At 68.5% G+C, this 21,028-nt stretch carries 21 protein-coding genes, 2 tRNA genes and 1 pseudogene; 8 read left to right on the top strand and 16 right to left on the bottom strand.

Features of this window, described 5'->3' with window-relative positions:
* Positions 1–48 precede the first annotated feature (48 nt).
* Together EV192_RS44790 and EV192_RS44785 are read left to right on the top strand one after the other, a co-directional pair.
* Positions 49–879 carry an NmrA family NAD(P)-binding protein gene (locus EV192_RS44790; protein ID WP_132124837.1) on the top strand — a complete coding sequence of 277 codons (831 nt, stop codon included), beginning with the start codon at positions 49–51 and terminating at the stop codon, positions 877–879.
* The gene (locus tag EV192_RS44785) at positions 876–1,541 is read left to right on the top strand and encodes an NAD(P)-dependent oxidoreductase (RefSeq protein WP_132124836.1); all 666 of its coding nucleotides are present in this window, start codon (positions 876–878) and stop codon (positions 1,539–1,541) included. Before EV192_RS44790 ends, EV192_RS44785 begins: the two co-directional genes overlap by 4 nt.
* Here the strand turns inward: EV192_RS44785 and EV192_RS44780 are convergent.
* On the bottom strand, positions 1,522–2,358 hold the full coding sequence (locus EV192_RS44780) for a GrpB family protein (protein WP_243727472.1): 837 nt from the start codon (positions 2,356–2,358) through the stop codon (positions 1,522–1,524). The genes EV192_RS44785 and EV192_RS44780 overlap by 20 nt on opposite strands.
* A gap of 9 nt (positions 2,359–2,367) precedes the next feature.
* Complete coding sequence (locus EV192_RS54365; RefSeq protein WP_165960934.1) at positions 2,368–2,505, bottom strand: hypothetical protein; 138 nt, start codon at positions 2,503–2,505, stop codon at positions 2,368–2,370.
* A gap of 48 nt (positions 2,506–2,553) precedes the next feature.
* Between EV192_RS54365 and EV192_RS57575 the strand changes: the two genes are divergently transcribed.
* Positions 2,554–3,150, top strand: a complete 597-nt coding sequence (locus EV192_RS57575; protein WP_165960933.1) for a class I SAM-dependent methyltransferase — start codon at positions 2,554–2,556, stop codon at positions 3,148–3,150.
* Here EV192_RS57575 and EV192_RS44770 read toward each other — a convergent pair.
* Positions 3,039–3,380 carry a VOC family protein gene (locus EV192_RS44770; RefSeq protein WP_132124834.1) on the bottom strand — a complete coding sequence of 114 codons (342 nt, stop codon included), beginning with the start codon at positions 3,378–3,380 and terminating at the stop codon, positions 3,039–3,041. The genes EV192_RS57575 and EV192_RS44770 overlap by 112 nt on opposite strands.
* A gap of 842 nt (positions 3,381–4,222) precedes the next feature.
* Between EV192_RS44770 and EV192_RS57570 the strand changes: the two are divergent.
* A pseudogene (locus tag EV192_RS57570) lies at positions 4,223–4,612 on the top strand (IS982 family transposase); the annotation flags it as partial.
* Positions 4,613–4,767: 155 nt separating this feature from the next.
* On the opposite strand, the gene EV192_RS44760 reads toward EV192_RS57570, so the two are convergent.
* From EV192_RS44760 to EV192_RS44745, 4 genes are all read right to left on the bottom strand, one after another.
* A complete protein-coding gene (locus EV192_RS44760; protein ID WP_132124833.1) occupies positions 4,768–6,342 on the bottom strand; it encodes a carboxylesterase/lipase family protein in 1,575 nt (524 codons plus the stop codon).
* 57 nt (positions 6,343–6,399) lie between these two features.
* Entirely contained in the window at positions 6,400–7,263 is an 864-nt protein-coding gene (locus EV192_RS44755) for an exodeoxyribonuclease III (RefSeq protein WP_132124832.1), read from the bottom strand.
* Between the two features lie 62 nt (positions 7,264–7,325).
* Positions 7,326–8,282 (bottom strand): alpha/beta fold hydrolase, encoded by a 957-nt coding sequence (locus tag EV192_RS44750; RefSeq protein ID WP_132124831.1) that lies wholly within the window; start codon positions 8,280–8,282, stop codon positions 7,326–7,328.
* A 49-nt stretch (positions 8,283–8,331) separates the two neighbouring features.
* A complete protein-coding gene (locus tag EV192_RS44745; protein ID WP_132124830.1) occupies positions 8,332–8,910 on the bottom strand; it encodes a TetR/AcrR family transcriptional regulator in 579 nt (192 codons plus the stop codon).
* A 75-nt stretch (positions 8,911–8,985) separates the two neighbouring features.
* Between EV192_RS44745 and EV192_RS44740 the strand changes: the two genes are divergently transcribed.
* The gene (locus EV192_RS44740) at positions 8,986–12,045 is read left to right on the top strand and encodes an AfsR/SARP family transcriptional regulator (protein WP_132124829.1); all 3,060 of its coding nucleotides are present in this window, start codon (positions 8,986–8,988) and stop codon (positions 12,043–12,045) included.
* Here EV192_RS44740 and EV192_RS44735 read toward each other — a convergent pair.
* From EV192_RS44735 to EV192_RS44725, 3 genes are read right to left on the bottom strand one after another with little or no spacing between them, the layout of a single operon-like run.
* Positions 12,026–12,799 (bottom strand): ABC transporter permease, encoded by a 774-nt coding sequence (locus EV192_RS44735; protein WP_132124828.1) that lies wholly within the window; start codon positions 12,797–12,799, stop codon positions 12,026–12,028. The genes EV192_RS44740 and EV192_RS44735 overlap by 20 nt on opposite strands.
* A complete protein-coding gene (locus EV192_RS44730; RefSeq protein WP_132124827.1) occupies positions 12,796–13,728 on the bottom strand; it encodes an ATP-binding cassette domain-containing protein in 933 nt (310 codons plus the stop codon). The genes EV192_RS44735 and EV192_RS44730 overlap by 4 nt, the downstream gene beginning before the upstream one ends.
* A gap of 53 nt (positions 13,729–13,781) precedes the next feature.
* Complete coding sequence (locus tag EV192_RS44725) at positions 13,782–14,537, bottom strand: TetR/AcrR family transcriptional regulator (RefSeq protein WP_132124826.1); 756 nt, start codon at positions 14,535–14,537, stop codon at positions 13,782–13,784.
* A gap of 92 nt (positions 14,538–14,629) precedes the next feature.
* Here EV192_RS44725 and EV192_RS57565 point away from each other — a divergent pair, with 92 nt between their 5' ends.
* A complete protein-coding gene (locus EV192_RS57565) occupies positions 14,630–15,829 on the top strand; it encodes an MFS transporter (RefSeq protein WP_132124894.1) in 1,200 nt (399 codons plus the stop codon).
* On the opposite strand, the gene EV192_RS44715 is transcribed toward EV192_RS57565, so the two are convergent.
* Both EV192_RS44715 and EV192_RS44710 read right to left on the bottom strand, forming a co-directional pair.
* Positions 15,789–15,862: transfer RNA gene (locus EV192_RS44715), tRNA-Ile, on the bottom strand. The genes EV192_RS57565 and EV192_RS44715 overlap by 41 nt on opposite strands.
* A gap of 39 nt (positions 15,863–15,901) precedes the next feature.
* Positions 15,902–15,974, bottom strand: a tRNA-Asn gene (locus EV192_RS44710).
* Positions 15,975–16,109: 135 nt separating this feature from the next.
* Here EV192_RS44710 and EV192_RS44705 point away from each other — a divergent pair.
* Positions 16,110–16,289 carry a hypothetical protein gene (locus EV192_RS44705; protein WP_132124825.1) on the top strand — a complete coding sequence of 60 codons (180 nt, stop codon included), beginning with the start codon at positions 16,110–16,112 and terminating at the stop codon, positions 16,287–16,289.
* On the opposite strand, the gene EV192_RS44700 is transcribed toward EV192_RS44705, so the two are convergent.
* Genes EV192_RS44700 through dnaG form a run of 3 tightly spaced genes read right to left on the bottom strand, consistent with a single transcriptional unit; the run spans position 16,286 to position 19,503 of the window.
* Entirely contained in the window at positions 16,286–17,041 is a 756-nt protein-coding gene (locus tag EV192_RS44700) for a trans-aconitate 2-methyltransferase (RefSeq protein ID WP_132124824.1), read from the bottom strand. The genes EV192_RS44705 and EV192_RS44700 overlap by 4 nt on opposite strands.
* Before the next feature lie 33 nt (positions 17,042–17,074).
* Entirely contained in the window at positions 17,075–17,605 is a 531-nt protein-coding gene (locus tag EV192_RS44695; RefSeq protein WP_132124823.1) for a hypothetical protein, read from the bottom strand.
* A complete protein-coding gene (dnaG, locus tag EV192_RS44690; RefSeq protein WP_132124822.1) occupies positions 17,605–19,503 on the bottom strand; it encodes a DNA primase in 1,899 nt (632 codons plus the stop codon). The genes EV192_RS44695 and dnaG overlap by 1 nt, the downstream gene beginning before the upstream one ends.
* Positions 19,504–19,531: 28 nt before the next feature.
* Here dnaG and EV192_RS44685 point away from each other — a divergent pair, with 28 nt between their 5' ends.
* The gene (locus EV192_RS44685) at positions 19,532–20,464 is read left to right on the top strand and encodes a sigma-70 family RNA polymerase sigma factor (protein ID WP_132124821.1); all 933 of its coding nucleotides are present in this window, start codon (positions 19,532–19,534) and stop codon (positions 20,462–20,464) included.
* Here the strand turns inward: EV192_RS44685 and EV192_RS44680 are convergent.
* Entirely contained in the window at positions 20,436–21,014 is a 579-nt protein-coding gene (locus EV192_RS44680) for a carboxymuconolactone decarboxylase family protein (RefSeq protein WP_132124820.1), read from the bottom strand. The two genes, EV192_RS44685 and EV192_RS44680, sit on opposite strands and share 29 nt — an antisense overlap.
* Positions 21,015–21,028: the final 14 nt, after the last annotated feature.

The following is a 21,028-nucleotide window of genomic DNA, read 5'->3' as shown; positions in this document are numbered from 1 at the left end:
GACAGTTCCAGCCTGTCACTTTCCCGGCCGGTACCTCGTCGTGTCTACATGATCCTGGTAACTGGAGCCACTGGAAACGTCGGCCGGCCACTGGTCGACCTGCTCGTCGAAGCGGGTGCGAAGGTCCGCGCCGGCACCCGCGATCCACAACCCAACCTCCCCGACGGTGTCGAGATCGAGCCGTCTTCGACCCCCTCGCTGAGCGGTGTGACAGCGATCTTCGTCAATTCCCGAGCCGTCGGAACGACTCTCGGCCCTTTGATCGACCGTGCCCGAGCGGCGGGGGTGCGCCGGGTCGTGGCGCTGGCCGCGATCAACGTCGACGATCCTGTTGAGGCACAACCGTCGCGGTACACCGGAGACCGCAACAAGGAGGTCGAGGCGGCCGCGATCGACAGCGGCCTGGAATGGGTCAGCCTGCGGCCCACGATCTTCGGTACGAACTCCATCGGCCTGTGGGCGAAACAGATCGCTGGCGGCGACACCGTGTACGGCCCGTACGCCACGGCCAGCTGGTCACCGATCGACCCGCGGGACGTCGCGGGGGTCGCCGCCCGTGCCCTGCTCGGCGACGACCTGCTCGGCCGCAAGATCGAGCTGACCGGTCCAGGGTCGCTGACGCTCCGGGAGATGGTGGCGACCATCGGAAGCGTGATCGGGCGCGACCTGACGTACCAGGAAATCCCGCCCGACCAGGCGCTGCGGCGGTTCGCTGAGATCGGCCTGCCGGACGGTTTCGGCCCCGCGATGCTGACCATGCTGGCCAGGAACGCGGTCGGGCCGGCGCCGGTCACGGGCGAAGTGGAGCGAATTCTCAGCCGCCCGGCGACATCGTTCGCCGAGTGGGTCACGGACCACAAGGGGGCGTTCCGGGCATGAAAATCACGATCTTCGCGGCCACCGGGGGTGTCGGCCACCAGGTACTGGAGCAGGCGGTCGCCGCCGGCCACGACGTCACCGCCGTGGTGCGCACCCCGTCCAAGGTGACCGCCCCGGTGAACGTCGTCGCCGTCGACCTGTCCGCACCGGATCCGGCGGCGTTGGAGTCCGCGATCTCCGGTGCCGACGCGGTGCTGTCCGGTCTGGGTGCCCGGACCAAGGCCGACGCCGGCATCGCCACCAGGGGCACCCAGGCGATGATCGACGCGATGAAGGCCACCGACGTCCGGCGGCTCGTCGTGATCAGCGCCGCGCCGGTCGGGACCATGCCCGCACCAGGCGTTCCGCATCCGCCCAAGTACGACCCGGGCGAAGGGTTCTTCATGCGGCACGTCCTCACCCCCACGATCAAACGAATCCTCCGCGGGCCCTACACCGACCTGGCGACCATGGAGCAGGCGCTGCGCGACAGCGACCTCGACTGGACGATCATCCGGCCACCCCAGCTGACCGACCAGCCGTTGTCCGGTGAGTACCGGACGGCGTACGGTCAGAATCTCCGGCGCGGCATGAAGATCTCGCGTGCGGACGTCGCCCACCTGATGCTTCACGTGCTGCAGGAGCCCAGGTCGGTCCGGGCGGTCATGGGCTTGGCCTACTAGCGTTCCACGCCTCGAACTGCGCCTGGTGCCGGTCGAACCAGGCGGTCTTGCCCAGGGTGTACTGGTCGTAGTCGATGTCCGAGGCGTGCGCGGCGGCCAGCTCCAGCTTCATCCGCTGGTAGTCGTCGCGCGCGTCCGGATGCGTCCGCAGCCAGTCCCGAAACTCCACTGTGTACCCCCACCACGGTGAACCGATCTGTCGCACGTGCAGAATCGCGGGCCGACCCGGATCCGCCGACGCGAACAAACGCTTTCCCCAACAGTCCTTCGCCGACGCGAACCGGCCGCGCGGGAAGTCCCGCAGCACCCCCGGCGACCCGGGCCGGCTCGACGCCACATCCACGAAACCCACTGCGGCCACGGCGTTCTCGATGCCGTCGAGCCGGTCCAACGCGGGCACACCGAGTTGGAGGTCGATGATCGGCTTCGCGGCCAGCCCGGGAATCGACGTGGAACCAATGTGCTCCACGGAGAACCGCTCGCTGTCGGTCAGGTGCGCGACGGCCTGCATGATCCGCTCCGACAGTTGCCGCGCGGTGACCGCCCAGCGTGGATCCGGTGGCTCCAGCTTCGCCGGTCCCGCCGAGACCAGGCGTCCTTCGGCCACGTTCCGTGCGAACGGCTCGACCCGTGATCTCCACAGCTCGTTCACTTCGTCGTGCGGGATCACGATGTCCGCGTCGTCCTGACCGGAAGGCGCGATGACGAGGGCGGCGGGCAGCGCGTATGGGCTGGTCGAGATCTCGGTGAGGTGGTCGACATCGAGTTCGCGCAGCCGGGCCGCCACGCCCTCGTCCACGACATGGATCTTCAGCACTTCGCCAGGTTAGCCGGAAACGAGCATCCGCAGTGTCATCGCACCGAGCCCGCCCGCCAGGCGGTCCCGGTCGGGCATGGCGGTGAACCGGAACTCCTGGGACGCCAACAAGGACAGCACCCACCAAGCACGGTCGGCCGCGCTCAAGCGGGTCCGCCTTTTGGCCGTGAAGTCAGGCACGTTCGCGGCTACGAAGTGATCGCCGCCCTGTTCTTCGCGGCCGGCGACGGCAGGTGTTCACCCGCCTCGCGGCCCTGTCCGGCGCCCCCTGGTGACAACGTGCTGGATGTCGGCTGCGGCACCGGTTACCTCACGCGGATCATGGCCGACACAGTCGCCCCCAGCCGGCACCGCCCCACGGCATCGACCCGCCGGCCAGGTCCTGACCCACGCTCGTCAACTGACGCACAGGGCGAACTGCACGTACGCCGAGGAAGTCGCCGAGAACCTGGACGCGCCCGACACACCTACGACGTGGTGGTCACCAGCCTGATGATCCACCACCTGCCCGAACCCACGCGCCCCCAAGCCATCGGCGAACTCTTCCGAGTGCTTCGACGAGGCGGCCGGGTCCTGGTCGCCGACTTCCGGCCGCCGACCTCCCCTGGCTGCACTACGTCCAGGCCATCAAACCCGCCTGACCACTTTCAGTCCGCGCCGCCCGTCGCGGCGGTTCCCGGTCAGCCCGGAACAGCGCCGAACCCGATCTCGTTCCCATCGGGATCAACAAAGGTGGTCTTCCGCACGCCGTTGCCGTACGTCTCGTCCTTCGCCGGCTCCAGTCCCCGCTGAGCCGCCTCGGCCACCAAGGCATCGAGATCATCAACGATGACGGTGTGCATGGCGTGACCGGCATGTTCCGGCCGCTGAACAACGAACACCAACCGATGCTCCGCCAGTTCCCACACAGCCTCCGTGTCGTGCGGAAAGGACGCCGGCGGGGAACCGAACAACCTCTCGTACCACGCCAACGCCACAGCGAAGTCGTTGACCGGAACGCCTGCGAAAAGTACAACGGCCATACCGCCATCCTAAAAGGTCGCTCGTGGAGAGGTCAGCTATACCGCCAGATACGTCTGCACTGATCGACCACGGTGGACCCAGCCTCGGCTGCAACCCACCGGAGCAACCACCTCACCCGCCGTCGGCACGCTCCCACTCCCCAGCCCGGCTACCGGTCACCTGATCCGAAAATCGGAGGTGAGTGGACAGGCTGAAAGCGCCGGGTTGGTGGTAGCCCAGGGCGGCCAGTTGGCTGATGTGGTTGCGAATCTTGCGTTGGGTTTGGTGTGCTGGACGCAGTAGTCCGCGCCGAGGTCACGGAACCGGGACTCGGGGTCGGACAGCGGGTGCCAGATGATCACGAGGATGCGACGGCCGACCGCGACGATGGCCTTCCTGGCGCCGCTACGCCGTGCGATGCGGCGGTAGCGTTCGCCGAGGAAGGTGTGGGTCCCGCCGGTGGCGACCGCGGCCTGGCCGGTCAGATGCTTGACATCGCGGGCGTTAACAAAGTCAGGTCTCGAACCCGTGCGCCTCCAGCAGGGAGAACACCGGCTTCCCACAGTCCGAGGTGGACTCCATGACCACCCGGGTCACTCCCAACTCCTCACTATCCTGCGTCTGCTGCAACATCGGCCCTATCCTCGGCACCCGGCGGGCGACTACCCGCAGGAGCCCAGGCAATGAACGAATCCGATCCGGGTGCTCGAAGCAACACTCAAGGACCCAACAGCGGCTCCCAGCGTCCGACCAGACCAGGCCTCACACGACCACGGAAACAACGACGTCAACGGGCAGCCGACACGGATTTCCACCCTCAGCGGGCGCCCCACCAAGGACAAGATAAGTAGGCCCTGGCCAACCCGCAATCGACGAACGCCAGGTCGTGATGGCCGTGCTGGACCACGCCCCGTCGGTCCTGCACGACCGGCCAGGGCTGCTGATCACCGCAGACAAGGGATAAACCTCCCGGAAACTGGACGAGTTCCTCACCGAACACCGGGTACGGCTGCTGCATCCGTCCTGCCGCACCCGCACCCCACACCCGGCCCAACACTTGCTCAAACCAGTCCAGCAGCTGATCGAATCGGTCAACGGGACCCTCGAAGGCCAACTCGACCTCGAACGCCACGGCGGCCGCACCATCGACGGCGTCACCGCCCACATCGCCCAACGCATCCGCGCGTTGGCCGCAGCCATCTGGCACAACCGAGCCACCAGTCAGCCCCTCACCCGACCCCTGATCGCCTAGGACCACTGATCGAACTAGGACTTACTCGTCTGGAACATCCGCTGGGACCAGGTCTCCCGGGCCCACCCGCGACGGACCGGTGGGCGCGGTGTCCTTGCGCGAGGGCGCGTGGAGTGCCTGCCGGGCCGTCGGTGGGGTGGCTGGGTTGGTGGTCGTCAGGACCGGATGGTGGCCCAGAATGCGCAGTTGTGTTCTCCTCCTGTGTCCACTTGGTGGATGGCTGTGGGAGCCAGGGATTGGGTGGCGGCGTCGTGGAACTTGGGCCATGGGGGTAAGCCTGGGTGGTTGGGGTTGCCGGTTCGGGCGAAGTGGGTCCAGTAGCCGATCATCTGGACGGCGAGTTGTCGCTGGGCCGGCGACAATGGGCCGAAGCCCTGGATGTCGAACAGGTACTGCATCTCCGCGCTGTGGTAGGCGGCCAGGGGGAACGGGGTCGGGAACGGCAGTTGTGGTTGGGGCGCTTGGGGATCGGCGAACTCGAAGGCATAGGTTGGTGTCCGCCGGGCCAGGATGCTGTCGTCCACAAGTTGGCGACACGTCCACACTCGGTCTGTTGCGACCGCGGCCCAGGCCAACGCGGGTGAGCCCAGTTGGGCGGACTGGTATTTCGCTGCCACCAGGGGTGCTTGGCCACCGAACGCGCCTGCCAACAAACGCTGGTACTGGGTTTCGTCGAACGGCGGTGGGAAGAAGACCGCCTGCAGTCGTTCCTCGTTGCGGTTCGTTCCCGAGATCACCGGCACCCGGTTGTACCGGCCGGCCGCGAGGGCCTTGTCCGGGCTCTCCGGCAGGATCCCGTCCCCGAACGCCACCGGGGTGTCGATCACCTTTGCCTGATCGGCCAACAGATTCGGCACCGACACGGCACGCATACAGTCCACAGCGGACGACGCGTCCGTGCAGCCGAACTTGGTCGCCAATATCACACCGTTACGCTGGGTGTCCGCCTTGGACAGCCATGGCCCGCCGGCGGGTACGTCGACGGTCAACCCGTTCAGTGGCCAGTCCGTCGCACACGTGCCGCTCTGCATGATGGCTCGCTGGAAGAGCCCGCGTGCTGTCGGCGATGTCAGCTGCGCGCACACGTCGTTCGCGCCGCCCGACTGGCCGAAGATGGTGACTCTGCTCGGGTCGCCGCCGAACGCGAAGGCGTTGCGCCGCACCCATTTCAGTGCCGCCTGCTGGTCGGCCAGGCCGAAGTCGCCGGAGCCGGCCAACCCCGGATACCCGAAGGACGCCCACAGACCGAGCCGGTAGTTGATCGTCACCACGACGGCGTCACCGGTGACGGCGAGCCTATGCGCGTCGTACTCGCCGCCTGAGCCGAACGAGTTCCCGCCGCCGTGCAGCCACACCATGACCGGCTTGCGCCCGGCGCCGCGTGGCGCGGTGACGTTCAGGTACAGGCAGTCCTCGTCGTAACTGGGCGGGCTGAAACTCTGGCCTTGGGCGCACCGGTTGCCTGGTGTGGTGGCGTCTCTCGGGGTCGACCAGGGATGTGGTGGTTCGGGCAGCCGCCAGCGCAGCGTGCCGACAGGTGGGGCCGCGTACGGAATGCCTTGGAAAGTCCGGTACTCCGGCGAAACCGTGCCCCGCAGCGGACCCGAGTCGGTCCACACGACCGCGCTGTCGTTCGACGACGCCACAGCGCTGCCGGCGGCCCCGGCCAGGGTCGCGGCCGCGGCCGCGGCAATGGCGACGAGTCCGCGCGTCCAGAGTGCTTTGCTCATGCTGGTCAGGATGCACCACGGCACTGACAAAACAGTGTCAGTAGGCCGCTGACCTGCTTATTTGGCTTGTGGAAGCTTCTTGCTGCCGCGTTTCGGCGCCCGCGCGGACGGCGGCGGGACGACCGGGCCGATGTCGCCGTCCGGGGCCTCGTCGAGGTCCACGATCACCGGCGCGTGGTCGCTCGGTCCCGTGCCTTTACGCGCGTGCCGGTCCACCCACGCCGCCTTGACCCGGGCGGCGACGGGCGCGCCGGCCAGCACGAGGTCGATCCGCATGCCGAGGTCCTGGTGGAACATGCCGGCGCGGTAGTCCCAGTACGTGAAGACCCGTTCGTCCGGCCACCGCTCGCGGACCACGTCGTGCAGGCCAAGCGCCTGCAGTTCGGCCAACGCGGCCCGCTCGGGCGCGGTGACGTGGGTCTGGCCGACGTACGCGTCCGGGTCGAACACGTCGGCGTCGGCCGGCGCGATGTTCATGTCCCCGCTGACGATCGCCTCCCGCGGGCCGGCGCTGACGACGTCCCGGAGCGCGGCCAGCCACGCGAGTTTGTACTTGTAGTGGTCGGAGTCCGGTTCCCGGCCGTTCGGCACGTACAGCGAGTGGATCCTGATCCCGCCGCAGGTCGCGGCGACCGCCCGAGCCTCGGGATGCGGGAACCCGGGGGCGCCTTCGACGCCGACCACGACGTCCGCCAGACCGACCCGGGACAGGATCGCCACGCCGTTCCACTGCACCTCGCCGGAAAGCGCGACCTGGTAGCCCCGGTTGGCGAGCTCCTCACCGAGCAGCGCGGTGAACGCGTCGTCGGCGAGCTTGGTCTCCTGCAGGCAGACGACGTCGGGTCGCCGCTGGTCGAGCCACGGCAGCAACCGCGGCACCCGCTGTTTCACAGAGTTGACGTTCCACGTGACGACCCGCATGCCTGCCACCGTAGTCGCCGGCCCGGCCGGTGAGCCACTCGCCGGCCTCCGTCCATTGTGTACTACCCGAAATACCTGGTGAGCTCGTCGATCACCGCGGCCGGCTGCTCCTCGGCGAGGTAGTGGCCGGTGTTCGCCACCTTGACCAGCCGGACGTCGGTCGCGTGCCGGGTGATCGCGGCGGCGACGTAGTCGTAGTTGGCCGCGGAGATCAGACCGAGGACCGGTGTGGTCAGCCGGGGATACGTCCGCTGGTCGGCGATGTCCTGGCTGAACGTCTGGTACCAGCCGTTGCCGGCGCGGACCGCGTCCGGTGTGGAGTACGCGTGCGCGTAGATGTCCCGGTCGCGGTCGCTGATGTTCTTCTGGTCGAGGAGCATCAGGCCGCAGAGGTGGTCGACGAGCAGCCGTGACCGGCCGGCGAGCAGTTGTCCGGGCAGCACGTCGACCTGGTTGAAGGCGAACCACCAGAGGAAGAACGGCTGGCCGGGGCGCGGGATCAGGGTGAGGTCGTACAGGCTGTCGTCCGGGTGCGGCACGTCGAGCAGCGCGATCTTGCCGACCGCGTCCGGGTGGTTGACGGCGAAGCTGTGCGCCACCATCGCGCCGATGTCGTGGCCGGCGACGTCCACCTTACGGTGGCCGAGCTTGCGGACGAGTTCGTGGATGTCCCTGGCCATGGTCTTCTTGTCGTAGCCGCGGTCGGGTTTCCCGGAACCGCCCATCCCGCGCAGGTCGACCGCGATGACCTGGTGCCGCTTGGCCAGCGCGGGCATGATCTTGTGGAACTGCCACCACGTCTGCGGCCAGCCGGGCAGCAGCACCAGCGGCGACCCGGTGCCGCCGGTCACGTAGTGTAACCTTGTGCCGTTGACCTGGGCGTACGCACTTCGGAAGTCCCCGAGCGACCTGGCCAGCGCCGCGTCTGAAGGCGCGTTTTCGGCGGCCGACGCGACATCGCCGGTCACCGCCACCGCGGCCGTCGCGGCACCGAGCGCGAGCAGACTTCTCCTGTCCATCACGAGCCTTTCTAGACTGATCGTTCAAGTATCAGGGCATGACAAAGCGTCAGGCGAGCAGCGACAGCGCCTGGTCGACGGCGTCGCGCAGGCGCAGCGGGTCCGGGCGGTGGGCGATCACCCGGACGCCCTGCAGCAGGGTCACCAGGAACCTGGCCAACGCCTGCGGATCCTTGTCCGGACCGAGTTCTCCCTGGTCACGGGCGCGCACGAGCGCCCCGGCGATGGCCGCCTCCAGCCCGTTGAGGCCGATGTCGACCAGTTCGCCCGTCCGTTCGTCCCCAGGCAGGCATTCCACGGCCGAGTTGGTGACGAAGCACCCCTTGCGGTCCGGGTCGGACACGGCCTGCTCGGCGAACGACTCGACCAGCGCGCGCACACCCGGCAACGCCGGGCCGGACCGGGACAGCAGGTGCGCGTACCCGCCGGCCTTCTCCTCGCAGTACCTGTCCAACGCGCGCAGGTACAGGTCGTGCTTGTTGCCGAAGGTCGCGTAGATGCTCGCCCGGCCGACACCCAGGTGGTCCACCAGGTCCTGCATGGACGTCGCCTCGTATCCCTTGCGCCAGAACAGGTCCAGCGCCGCCCGCAGGGCGACGTCCGGATCGAACTCCTTGGTCCTGGCCACGGTCGAACCCTAGCCGATATCAGAACGATCGGTCAAGAACTGCCCGCGATCCGGCGACCGACTAGTCTCACGTCGGTGACCGTCGAGTTGGTCCTGCTGGCGCGGGCGAGCCACCGAGGCCGGGAGATCACCGGCGCACGGCTGTGCGGCCTGCTCGCCCTGCTTGCCAACGACCTTCGCGCCGGTTGCAGCGCGGCCCGGTTGATGGAGGCGCTGTGGCCGGAGGAACGTCCCGAGCACCCGACGAAAGCGCTCCAGGTCCTCGTGTCCCGGGCCCGGGCGCGGCTGGGCTCCGACGTCATCGCGAGCACCCCCAACGGCTATCGCCTCACCCTGCACGAGGACGAGATCGACGCCTCCGCTGTCATGCTCAGCGCGTCCGCGAGCGAGGACCGTGCCCGCGCCGGCGATCACGCAGCCGCGTTCCAGCACGCGAAAGAGGGCCTCAAGCTGTGTGAAGGAGCGGAATGGCCGACGTCGACCGACGGCCCGTTGTCCGAGCTTCGCGCGGCACGGTTTCCGGCGTATCGGTCGCTCGTGCGTGCCCACGCGCTCGCGTTGTCCCGGCTCGGGCGCCCCGGCGAAGCGCTCGAACAGCTCGCTGACCTGGTCACGAAGCGTCCGCGAGACGAGGAGGTCCTGGCCGAACTACTGCGCAGCGAAGCTGCGACCATCGGCCCAGCAGCCGCGTTGGCCCGGTATGACGCCTACCGTCGAGCGCTGCGGGACGAACTCGGCAGCGATCCCGGTACCGCGCTGCAGAACCTGCACCAGGAGCTGTTGCGGGGCACCGCGCCCGCGACCCGGCAGGGTGTACGGCACGAACCGAACCCGCTGCTCGGCCGGGACGACGACATCGCCGCGGTGTCCGCTCTGCTGCGCACCTCCCGGGTGACGTCGATCGTCGGTGCGGGTGGCCTCGGCAAGACACGTCTCGCGCACGCCGTCAGCAGACAGGCCGAACAACGAGTCGTTCATTTCGTCGGGCTCGCGGGCGTGACCGTCGGCGGTGACGTCGTAGGCGAGGTCGCGTCGGCGCTGGGCATCGGCGAAGCCGGTCACAGCCGCTCCCTGGCCCCGACGGACGTCCTCGCCAACATCGTGACCGCGCTCGGCCGCGGGCTACTTGTGTTGGACAACTGTGAGCACGTCGTAGGCGCAGCGGCTGATCTCGTCCACACCCTGGTGTCGATGAGCAAAGACCTCCGCGTCCTTACCACGAGCCGAGCCCCGCTCGGCCTGTCGTCGGAGTCGGTGTACCTGCTGCCGGAACTGGACCTGTCCACGACTGTCGAGCTGTTCGGCCAGCGTGCGCAGGCCGCGCGCCCCGATGTCGACCTGCCCGCGGACACCGTGCGAGAACTGTGCGGTCACCTGGACGGACTTCCTCTCGCCGTGGAACTGGCCGCGGCGCGAGTCCGGGTCATGACCGTCAACGAGATCGCGCGTCGCCTCGATGACCGGTTCGCGTTGCTGCGCGGTGGCACACGGGACGCGCCTCAGCGGCATCGGACGCTGCACGCGGTCATCGACTGGAGCTGGCACCTTCTCGAACCCGCCGGACAGGCGGCCATGCGCGCGTTGTCGGTCTTTCCTGGCGGATTCACCGTTGTCGCCGCCGAGCACGTCATCGGTGACGAAGCCCTGGAGGTCCTGGAACAGCTCGTCGACCAGTCACTGCTCAAAGTGGTGGACACCGAATCGGGCACACGCTTCCGGATGCTGGAGACCGTCCGCGAGTTCAGCGCGGCCAGCCGGGAGAACGCCGGCGAGACCGACGCGGTGGTCGGCCGGTTCGTCGCCTGGGCGCGGGACTTCGGGGTCGCCCGGCCCGAGTCGATCTTCGGCGCCGACCTGGTGGTGTTCGCCGAACAGGCCAGGGCCGAGCAGGACAACCTCGTGCAGGCACTGCGGCACGGGCTGGATCGGGCGGACGGCCCTGCCGTCGCGGCGATCTCGTCGGTGCTCGGCGGCCTGTGGATGATCGAGTCGAACTTCACCCGGCTGGCAACGCTGACCCAGGACGCCGCGTGGCTGCTGTCGCACTACCGTCCCGAGCCCGCTCTCGTTGAGACCACCAGGACTGCCCTGGTGCTGTGCGCGATGAGTGGCCTGCTGGCCGGCGGGTCACTGCGAAGCATGGTCGCGCTGCGGCGACTCCCGGCCGCGCCACCGGACACACTGACCCGCGCGGCCCAGATCGTGCTGGGCACCGCGACCGACCCCGCGGCGCTGCTCAAACTGTGCGACAGCGACGAACTGCTGGTGGCGGGCATGGCCAACTACGCGGCAAGTTACGTCTGGGAGAGCGACAACGACTTGGTAAGCGCCCTTTCGGCGGCCAGGCAGATGCTCACCGCCGTCGAAAAGTACGCCACCCCGTGGATCAGTGCTGTCGCGCACGGCCGGATCGGCGAACTGTGCCTGCAACTCGATCCCGGCGACGAGGTGCTGCGGCACGTGCACCTCGCCCTGGCCGCGGTGGGGCGGCTCGGCGCTGTGACCACCGCGGCCCGGGTGCGGTGGGTGTTGGTGCTCGCGCACCTGCAGCGTGGCGACGTCGAAGAGGCGGAGCAGTGGTTGCAGGAGGTGGCGCGCAACGGCGGAATCGACACGGCCGGCATGGAGATGCTCGATGTCGTCGTGAACGCGGAGATCCTGCGTGCGCGCGGCGACGTCGACGGTTGCCTGCGCTTGTGGCGACAGGTCGTCGACGGCTTGCAGGACAACGTCACGTCGTGGGGGCTGGAAGTCCGGGCGGTGACCGTGGTGTCCCACGCCTACTATGGGCGCCTCGACCTCGTCACCGGGATCACCGACGCGCTGCAGGAGATGATCGCGAGCCGCACCGGCAGGCCGTCGGACTTCCCGTCCTGCGGCGCACTTCTCCTAGCACTGGCCACAGTGGACATAGCGGCCGGTCGTACGCGACAGGGTGCGCGGATGGTCGCGTTGGCCGACCGGATGCACTACCTGCGTACGTTCCAGCCAGCCATGTCCGCCACACGCGCCAAGCAGATCGCTGAGGAAGCCGACAAGACGGCGTACGAAGACGCCGTGTCGTCGTACGCCGCCCTTGACAATCACGGCCTGCGCGCCGCGGTGTTGGCCGTCACTAAGCCGGGTCGCGTTTGAACAGAGCGCGGGCCCACAGATAGCCCACGAATGCGAGGCCGACGCACCAGACGACCGCGACGATGCCACTGTTGCCGATCGACGTCCCGAGCAGCAGCCCGCGCAACGTGTCGATGATCGGCGTGAACGGCTCGTTCTCGGCGAACCAACGTACGGCACCCGACATCGCGTCCGTGGACACGAACGCGCTGCTGAGGAACGGCAAAACCTGCACGATCATCACGAAACCGCTTGTCCCCTGGGCGTTCTTGGCCATCAGACCGATCGCCACCGCCAGCCACGTGAGGGCGAGAGCGAGCAGCACCATCACACCGGCCACGGCGAGCCAGTCGACGAAGCCGGCGGTCGGCCGGAATCCCAGGAGCAGCGCGACGCCGACGAGCAGCGTGGCGCCGGCCATCGTCCGGACCGTGGCGCCCACGACGTGTCCGGTCAGGACGGACGCGCGGGAGATCGCCATCGTGCGGAATCTCGCGATGATGCCCTCGGTCACGTCCGTGTTGACGCCCAAGGCCGTCGAAGACGCGCCATATCCCACCGTCATCAGGAGAATCCCCGGAACGACATAGTTGATGTAGTCGCCGCCGTGTCCGCCACTCATGCCGGCGTTGAGCGCGCTGCCGAAGACACCGACGAACAGCAGCAACAGCAGGGTCGGCATCATCAAGGTCATGATCATGGTCGACGGATAGCGCACGGTGTGCCGGAAGTTGCGGCGCACCATCGTCATCGAATCGCTGACGGCGTGGGTCATCGGACGTTTTCCTTCTGTGCGGTGAGGGCGAAGAAGACGTCGTCGAGATCAGGCGTGTGCACGGACAGTCCGTGAATCTCGACGGACGCACGGTCAAGCCGATCCAGCAAAGTCCGCAACGCGAGGACACTGCCGTCGCTCGGGACCTGGAGGGTGAGCGCGTCGTCGTCCCGAGTCACCGCGCCGAGCACGCGGGCGGCCGCGTCGAGCCGTGCGGTGTCGGTGAACTGCAAACTGATGTGGCCACCGGGGATGCCGCGTTTGAGTTCGGCCGCGGTCCCCACGGCGACCACCTTGCCGTGGTCCAGGACGGCGATCCGGTCGGCGAGTTCGTCCGCCTCGTCCAGGTACTGCGTGGTCAGGAAGATCGTGACACCGCCCGCGACGAGCCGCCGGATGGTCTGCCACATGGTGCGGCGGCTGCGCGGATCCAGCCCGGTGGTCGGCTCGTCCAGGAAGATGATCCGCGGGTCGCCGACCAGGGTCATCGCCAGGTCAAGCCGCCGCCGCATGCCGCCGGAGTAGGTCGAAGCCATCTTCCCGGCCGACTCCGTCAGGTCGAACAGCTGCAACAGTTCGGTGGCCCGTCGCTGCCCCGCGGCCCGACCCAGGTGCTGTAGGTCGGCCATGAGCAGCAGGTTCTCCTCGCCGGTGAGCAGGTTGTCCACCGCCGAGAACTGCCCGGTGACGCCGATCGCGGCCCGTACCGCCGCCGGCTCCCGCGCGAGGTCATGCCCCGCCACCCGGACCGCGCCGCCATCGGCGCCGATCAACGTGGACAGGATCCGCACCACAGTGGTCTTGCCGGCCCCGTTGGGACCCAACAGCGAGAACGTCGTCCCCTGCTCGACATCCAGATCGATGCCGTCGAGCACGACCTTGTCCCCGAACGACTTCCGCAGCCCGGTCGCCGTGATCGCCCTGGTCATGCCCCTCCTTCCATGAGGTGAAACCTTCATGTGGAGAGTGCGGCCGACCGGATTTACGACGGTTTCATGGCGGTTTCACGGACCTGCGCGAGCAGACCGTCGACGAAGGCGCGCAGCCCTTGGGGATACGTGTCTCGTGAGGTCAGCGCCGGCCAGCGGTCGGCGACAGCGGCCAAGTGGGGCAGGCGGGATTCGTCGAGGGCGCTGAAGACCGTGTCACGGTGGGTGGGACGCTCGTCGGTACGGCGGCGGGCGGAATGGGCGCGGACGAGGATCTCGCCGATGGTGTAGTACCAGACGTTGCGGTACAGGTCGACGGCCTGCTCAGGGGTGCAACCGCAGTCCATGGCGCCGCCCACGATGGCGTCGACCATCCACAGGGCCGCTTCGCCGAGGAGGTCGTCGGCGGTGAGGACCTCGGCCAGCTGCGGCCAGGCGGCCATGGGGTCGTGGATCGCGGTGGCGGCCACGATGATGCGGTCCCGTGGGTCGGCGGGCAGGTCCGGGCGGGGCATCTGGTCGGCGTAGTAGTTGAGCAGCTGGATCAGCAGGTCTTCCTTGTCCCGTACGTGGTGGTACAGGGTCGTCGCCCCGACGCCGAGCTCCGCGGCCAGCCGGCGAATGGTCAGCTTCGCCCAGCCGTCCCGGTCGACGAGCCGCCGGGCCGCCGTCAGGATCTGCTCACGGTTGGTCAGCGGCGGGCGGCCGGTGCGGCTGGACTGGGACACCGCTCCATCATGCTGTCCGCCGCCGTCGCCCACGAAACCGGGATGGCACAGTCCCCGGCCTCGGTGATACTTTCGGAACATGTTCGAAAACTACATGGGGGGCTGCTTTGAGCACAGACCTGAAAGTCGGCCGGCGGCCGATCCTGTTGGTGTGCCTGGCCGTGTTCGGCCTGATGACCGGACAGCAGATGGTGACCCCGGTCCTCGCCCCACTCGCCCGTGAGCTCGGGTTCAACGAGCTCGCGCTGGGGATCGTCCTGGCCGTCGGCGCGTCCGGCGTCGTCCTGGCGAGCCCGTTCTGGGGACGGCGCAGCGTGACCTGGGGCCACCGGCCAGTCCTGCTGATCTCGCTCGTGGGTGCGATGGCCGGCCTGCTGGCGTTCGCGATCGTCGCCCGGATCGGGCTGACCGGCGTGCTCGCCCTGCCGCTGCTGTTCGTGCTGATCTTGCTCAGCCGCGGCCTGGTGTTCGGCCTCGCCTGGGCCGCGACACCGGTCACCGCACAGTCCTATGTGGCCGATGTGACCACCGGCGAAGCCGAGCGGGTACGGGGCATGTCCATGGTGGGCGCGGCACAAGGCCTCGCACTGGCCGTCGGGCCCGCCTTCGGCGGTCTGCTGAGTTCCGCCGACCTGCTTGCCCCGCTCTACGTGGCGCCGGCCATCCTGGCCGTGATCGCCGTCCTGGTGCGGATCGTCCTGCCGAAGCCGCCGACCCACCGGATTCGCCCGCCGGCAACGAAGGTCAGCCCGTTCGACCGCCGCATGTGGCCCTTCCTGACCACCGGGTTCGGCATGTACCTCGCCCTCACCATCGTCCTGATGACAGTCGGTTTCCTGCTGCAGGACCGACTGCACCTCACCGCACAGGAGACAGGGCGCGCGACCGGCCTGGTCATGCTCGCCGGAGCCGGAATGATCGTTCTCGTACAGGCACTGGCCATTCCCCGGCTGCGGTGGGCACCGGTGCGCCTCATCCGGGTGGGCGCGATCCTGATGACCGGCGGCATGATCCTGGCAACCGTCGCCTCGGACGGACTCCAACTGGCCGCCGGAGTCGCCGTCCTCGGCGCCGGCCTGGGATTCGGCATGCCCGGAATCATGTCGGCGCCAACCCTTTTGGCCACCAGGGAAGAACAGGGCGCAGTGGCCGGACTGGTCAGCGCTACCACCGCGCTGACCTTCGTCCTCGGCCCGGTCCTGGGCACCGGCCTGTACGAGATCGCGCCCGCCATCCCTTACGCGATCGGCACAGTGCTGCTCGCGGCCCTGACCATCTTCGTGTTCGTCCACCCGGGAGTGCGCCGAACGCCGACGGCAGTTGACGAACCGGTGGGCCGGGTGGGGCTCGAACCCACGGCCAAGGGATTATGAGTCCCCTGCTCTGACCAACTGAGCTACCGGCCCCGAGATATCAAAAGAGGCAGGCTCTCGCCTGCCTCTTTGCTCCTCCAGCTGGACTCGAACCAGCAACCCTTCGATTAACAGTCGAATGCTCTGCCAATTGAGCTATGGAGGACTGCTCTACTGGCCGGCCGGGTGGCTCCCGGCTGACTGTTGACAACTCTAGCGCACGGGGTGGTGGGTTGGTCGGCAGGGGGGTGGCGCCTGGGGGAAGATGGAGGGACGTGACCGCGGCTCGGGAGGTTTGCGCATGAAGGTGTTCCTGGTGGGGTTGGCCGTGGGGTATGTGTTGGGCGCCAAGGCCGGGCGGGAGCGGTACGAGCAGATCATCCGGGCGTACCACCGACTCCTTGAGCACCCCGCTGTGCAGAGTGCGGCCGGGGTGGCGCGCGCCAAGATCGGCGAGAAGCTGGGGCGCGGCGCCGGCTAGGGAGTCTGCGCGACGACGAAGACCCGACGGAAGGGGAACCAGGTCTCCCCGTTGGTGCGCGTGGGATATGCCGCGCGGAGCATCGGGGTGAGGTCGGCGCGGAACTGGTCCCATTCCTCGTCCGACAGTTCGGCTTTGATGGGACGCAACGCGGTACCCGTGATCCACTCGAATACCGGATCGTCGCCGGCCAGGACCTGGATGTAGGTGGTCTCCCAGGCGTCGACCTGGCAGCCGTCGAGGATCGCCGCGTAACCCATCGGGGTGAAGACCGCGTCTTCCTCGCGCAGCATCACCGAAGACAGCCGTGAGTGCCACGAACCGGCCACCAGTTCACGCACCAAGGCATGCGACGGGGCTTCGAAGTTGCCCGGCACTTGCAGGGCGATCCAGGCGCCGGAAGGCAACAGGGAGACCCACCGGCGGAGGATCTCGTCGTGTCCCGGGACCCACTGCAGCACGGCGTTGGTGACGATGACGTCGGTGTCCGCCTGGGGTTTCCAGTCGGCGACGTCACCGACACACGCGTCGATTCCGCGCGAGCGGGCCGCATCGACCATCTCGGGCGAGGAGTCCATCGCCTCCAACGCGGCCGAGGGCCAGCGGTAGGCCAGCATCGAGGTCAGGGTGCCCGGTCCACAGCCCAGGTCCACCACGCGCCGGGGTGAGGGCGCTTGGACGCGGCCAATGAGCTCGTAGAACGGCCGGGAGCGGTGATCGGAAAAGGTCAGGTACTTGTCGGGGTCCCACATGACACACCTCCTAGCAAACCGTACGTCCGTACTTTATTGCTCGGTGGTGTCCGGCATCAACCTCAATTTCGCCGACACGTCCCTGGCGACCTGCTCGACCGCCTCCGGCGACGTCCCCGGATCCGGCCGGACCTGCAGCACAATCCCGCCCTGACCAGGGACTTTTCGCTGGACGAACCACGCCCCGCCGCCTGGCAGCTCCTGGCGGTGCCGTGACGCAATCGACGTAGTCACCCGTTTGTGCACGATGTCCGGCAGCCGGCCGCCATTGACCACGACGAACCGCACCGGCGGCATGTCCGACAGCACGACCGCGTCCCCCGCCTTGGCCGCCTCGACGGCCTCGACCAGCACCAACGCGCCTTCACCCCACGTGGCCTTGCTGATCAGATGCCAGCCGACCCGCCGCGACCCCGGCAGCCACAAACCCAACGACGTGGCCACGAGGTGCCCGCCCGACTTCACGTCACACGCGGCCAACACGTACTCGTCCGGCTCTAGGGTGCCCTCGAAGCCCGGCGGGACGGTTCGCCCGGTCACCCGGTCGATGAATCGGCGCAGCATCAGCCGTAACTCCCGGAGGCCTGCTCCCCCAACGCCTTGTGGTACTGCTCCATGGCCACGAGGTCGCCGAACAACGCCCGGTACTCGTCCGCGTGCTCCAGCGGGCTCAGCCGCTGCAACCGGGACTTGATGTCGGCGATCTGCCGGGCGACCACGCTCTTGTTCAGCGCCGCGATCATGCTCTCCACGTACCGCAGGTCCGGCTCGGCGCGCGCCCGCATCGCCTCGACCGAAAGCTCGGTGACCAACGACTGGACGACCTGGTGCTGGCAGTTCTTCACAACCTCGGCAACCAGCCCCGCGCCGGCCAGCCCGCACGACGCGCCACCCGCGGCCTGCAGCGCCTGGTGCAGCTCCAGGTACGCGGGCTCGGTGAACGCCTCGCCGGGCAGGCTGTCGAAGTACGGCCCAGCCAGCGCAGGGACCTGCAACGCGGACTTGAGCGCCTCCCGCTGCAGGTGCAGCTCGGGATCGTTCGGCTTGGGCCGGGTCGGGCCCTGCACCTCGATCGCCAAGGCACCCTGGTTCTCGTCCACCGGCGCTGCCTTGCGGGCAGGCGCTGCCTTTCCGTTGGACGTCTCCCGCACGCGGCGGACCACGGTCTGGATGTCGTCCCAGCCGATCCAGCCGGCCAACTGCCGGGCGTACTCGTCCCGCAGGGCGACGTCCTTGATCTGCGCGACGATCGGCACGGTCCGGCGCAACGCCTGAACCCGGCCTTCCGCCGCGTCCAGGTCGTGGGTCGCCAGCTCGGCCCGGATCCAGAACTCGATCAGCCGCTGCCTGCGCGCGACCAGGTCACGAACGGCCACGTCACCCTTGTTCTGGCGCAACTCGCAGGGATCCATGCCGTCCGGCGCGACCGCGATGAACGTCTGGGACGCGAACCGCTGGTCCTCTTCGAACGCCTTCATCGCGGCCTTCTTGCCGGCCTCGTCGCCGTCGAAGGTGTAGATCACCTCGCCGCGGAAGAACTTGTCGTCCATCAACAGCCGCCGCAGCACGGCGATGTGCTCGGTGCCGAACGCCGTACCGCACGACGCCACAGCCGTCGGCACGCCCGCCAGATGCATGGCCATGACGTCGGTGTAGCCCTCGACCACGACGACCTGGTGACGCTTGGCGATCTCCCGTTTGGCCAGGTCGAGACCGAACAGGACCTGGGACTTCTTGTAGACCGGGGTCTCGCGGGTGTTGAGGTACTTGGCCTGGATCTGGTCGTCGTCGAAGATCCGCCGGGCGCCGAAGCCCACAACGTCGCCGCCGAGGTCCTTGATCGGCCACAGCAGCCGCCGGTGGAACTGGTCGATCGGGCCGCGGCGACCCGCCTTGGCCAGCCCGGCCTTCTCCAGCTCGGGCAGCTCGAACCCGCGGCCGAGCAGGTACTTGGTCAGCACGTCCCAGCCGGCGGGCGCGAAGCCGCAGCCGAACTGGACGGCCGCGGCCTGGTCGAACCCGCGTTCGGCGAGGAACTCGCGGGCAGGCTGGGCGTCCGGCGTGCGCAGCTGCTCGGCGTAGAACTCGGCGGCGGCGCGGTGGGCGTCGACGAGCCTGGTCCGGGTGCCGCGGTCACGCTGGACGCTGGTGCCGCCGCCTTCGTAGGTCAGCTTGACGCCCACGCGTTCGGCCAGGCGCTCGACCGCCTCGACGAAGCTCAGGTGGTCGATCTTACACAGGAACGCGATGACGTCGCCGCCCTCGCCGCAACCGAAGCAGTGGAACGTGCCGTGGGTCGGGCGCACGTTGAACGACGGGGTCTTCTCGTCGTGGAACGGGCACAGGCCCTTCACCGCTCCCCCGCCGACCCGGCGCAACGCGACGTACTCGCCGATCACGTCGTCGATCTGGTTGCGCTCACGCACGAGGGCGATATCGCTCTCCCGGATCCGTCCAGCCACATCGCTGAGTCTAGGCCCGACGCATACGATGAATCTCGTGACGGTCAGCCTGGACACCCTCGCCGCCGAGTTCTCCGAACACCGGGCGCACCTGCTCGGCGTCGCCTACCGGCTGACGAGCACGCTCGCGGACGCCGAGGACGCGGTCCAGGAGGCATGGCTCCGACTGTCCACTGTGGACCACACGGACATCCGCGACCTGCGTGGCTGGCTGACCACGGTGGTCGGCCGGATCTGTCTCGACCGGCTGCGGTCCGCGGCCGTGCGGCGCGAGCACTACACCGGCCCGTGGCTGCCGGAACCCGTCGTGACGTCCATCGGGGCGCCGCCCAGCGAAGACCCGCTGGACACGATCGTGCGCCAGGACGGCGTACGGATGGCCGCGCTTGTCGTGTTGGACAAGCTCACCCCGGAACAGCGGGTCGCGTTCGTCCTGCATGACGCGTTCAGCGTGCCGTTCGACGAGATCGCGGAGATCCTCAGCGTCACGACCGCGGCAGCACGGCAACACGCGTCCCGGGGCCGCAAGGCCCTCGCCGACGCCGACCCACCGCCTCGGGCTTCCTTCGACCAGCAACGCGAACTGCTCGAGCGCGTCATCGTCGCGCTGACCAGCGGCGACCTGAACACGCTCGTCGAACTGCTGCACCCGGACGTGCACCTGGTCGGCGACGCGAACGGCAAGGCCCGCACCGCGCTGCGGATCGTGTCCGGCCCCGACAAGGTGGCCCGCTTCCTGCTCGGCCTGATGACCAAGTACGGCCTGACCGAGCTCACGGGCATGCCGATGCTGGTCAACGGGGATCTCGGCCTGCTGCTGACCGACCTCCGCGACGACGCGGGCCACCAGGCCGTGATGCGCCGGGTGACCGCGTTCGCCGTCCGGGACGGCAAGATCGCCGCCTGTTACGACGTGGTGAACCCGGACAAGCTCACCCGCGTGCCTTTCCCTGAGGAATGAGGCACGCGTCGCCCGAGGTGAAGCCCTGTTCGGCGATGCCGAGCGCGCTGTTCGTCCGGGCGCGCATGTTCTCCAGCCCGATCTGGTACGTCAGTTCCACGACACCCTTCTCGCCGAACTCGGCCACGAGTTGGGCCACCTGTTCGTCGGTGACCTGGATGGGCGTGGCGGTCATCGCGTCGGCGTAGGCGATCGCGAGCCGCTCCTGCTCGGTGTACTTCGGGGACGTCGCGTAGCTGTCGATGTCCTTGAGGCGATCGATGTCGAGGCCGTCCAGGCGTTGCAGCATGGTGCCGAAGTCGATGCACCACGAGCAGCCCAGCTGCACCGCCGCGCGGTAGACCGCCAATTCGCGGACGGACGCGGGCAGGGTTTTGCTGGCCCGTTCGGCCAGCAGTTCGTGCAGGCCGCCAGCGAACGACAAGCCGCGGTGGTGCCGGGTGACAGCCAGCGGGTCGGGCACGGCGCCGTACCGCTTCCTCGCGTACCTGTACATGAATCTGCCGATCAGCCCGGCCTTCTTGGACTCGACCGCGGGAATTCGGGGCATCTCGTCTACTCCTC

Origin of the sequence: Actinocrispum wychmicini, assembly GCF_004345645.1 — a bacterium.
GTDB lineage: Bacteria > Actinomycetota > Actinomycetes > Mycobacteriales > Pseudonocardiaceae > Kibdelosporangium > Kibdelosporangium wychmicini.
This window is presented reverse-complemented; position numbering and strand designations above follow the sequence as displayed.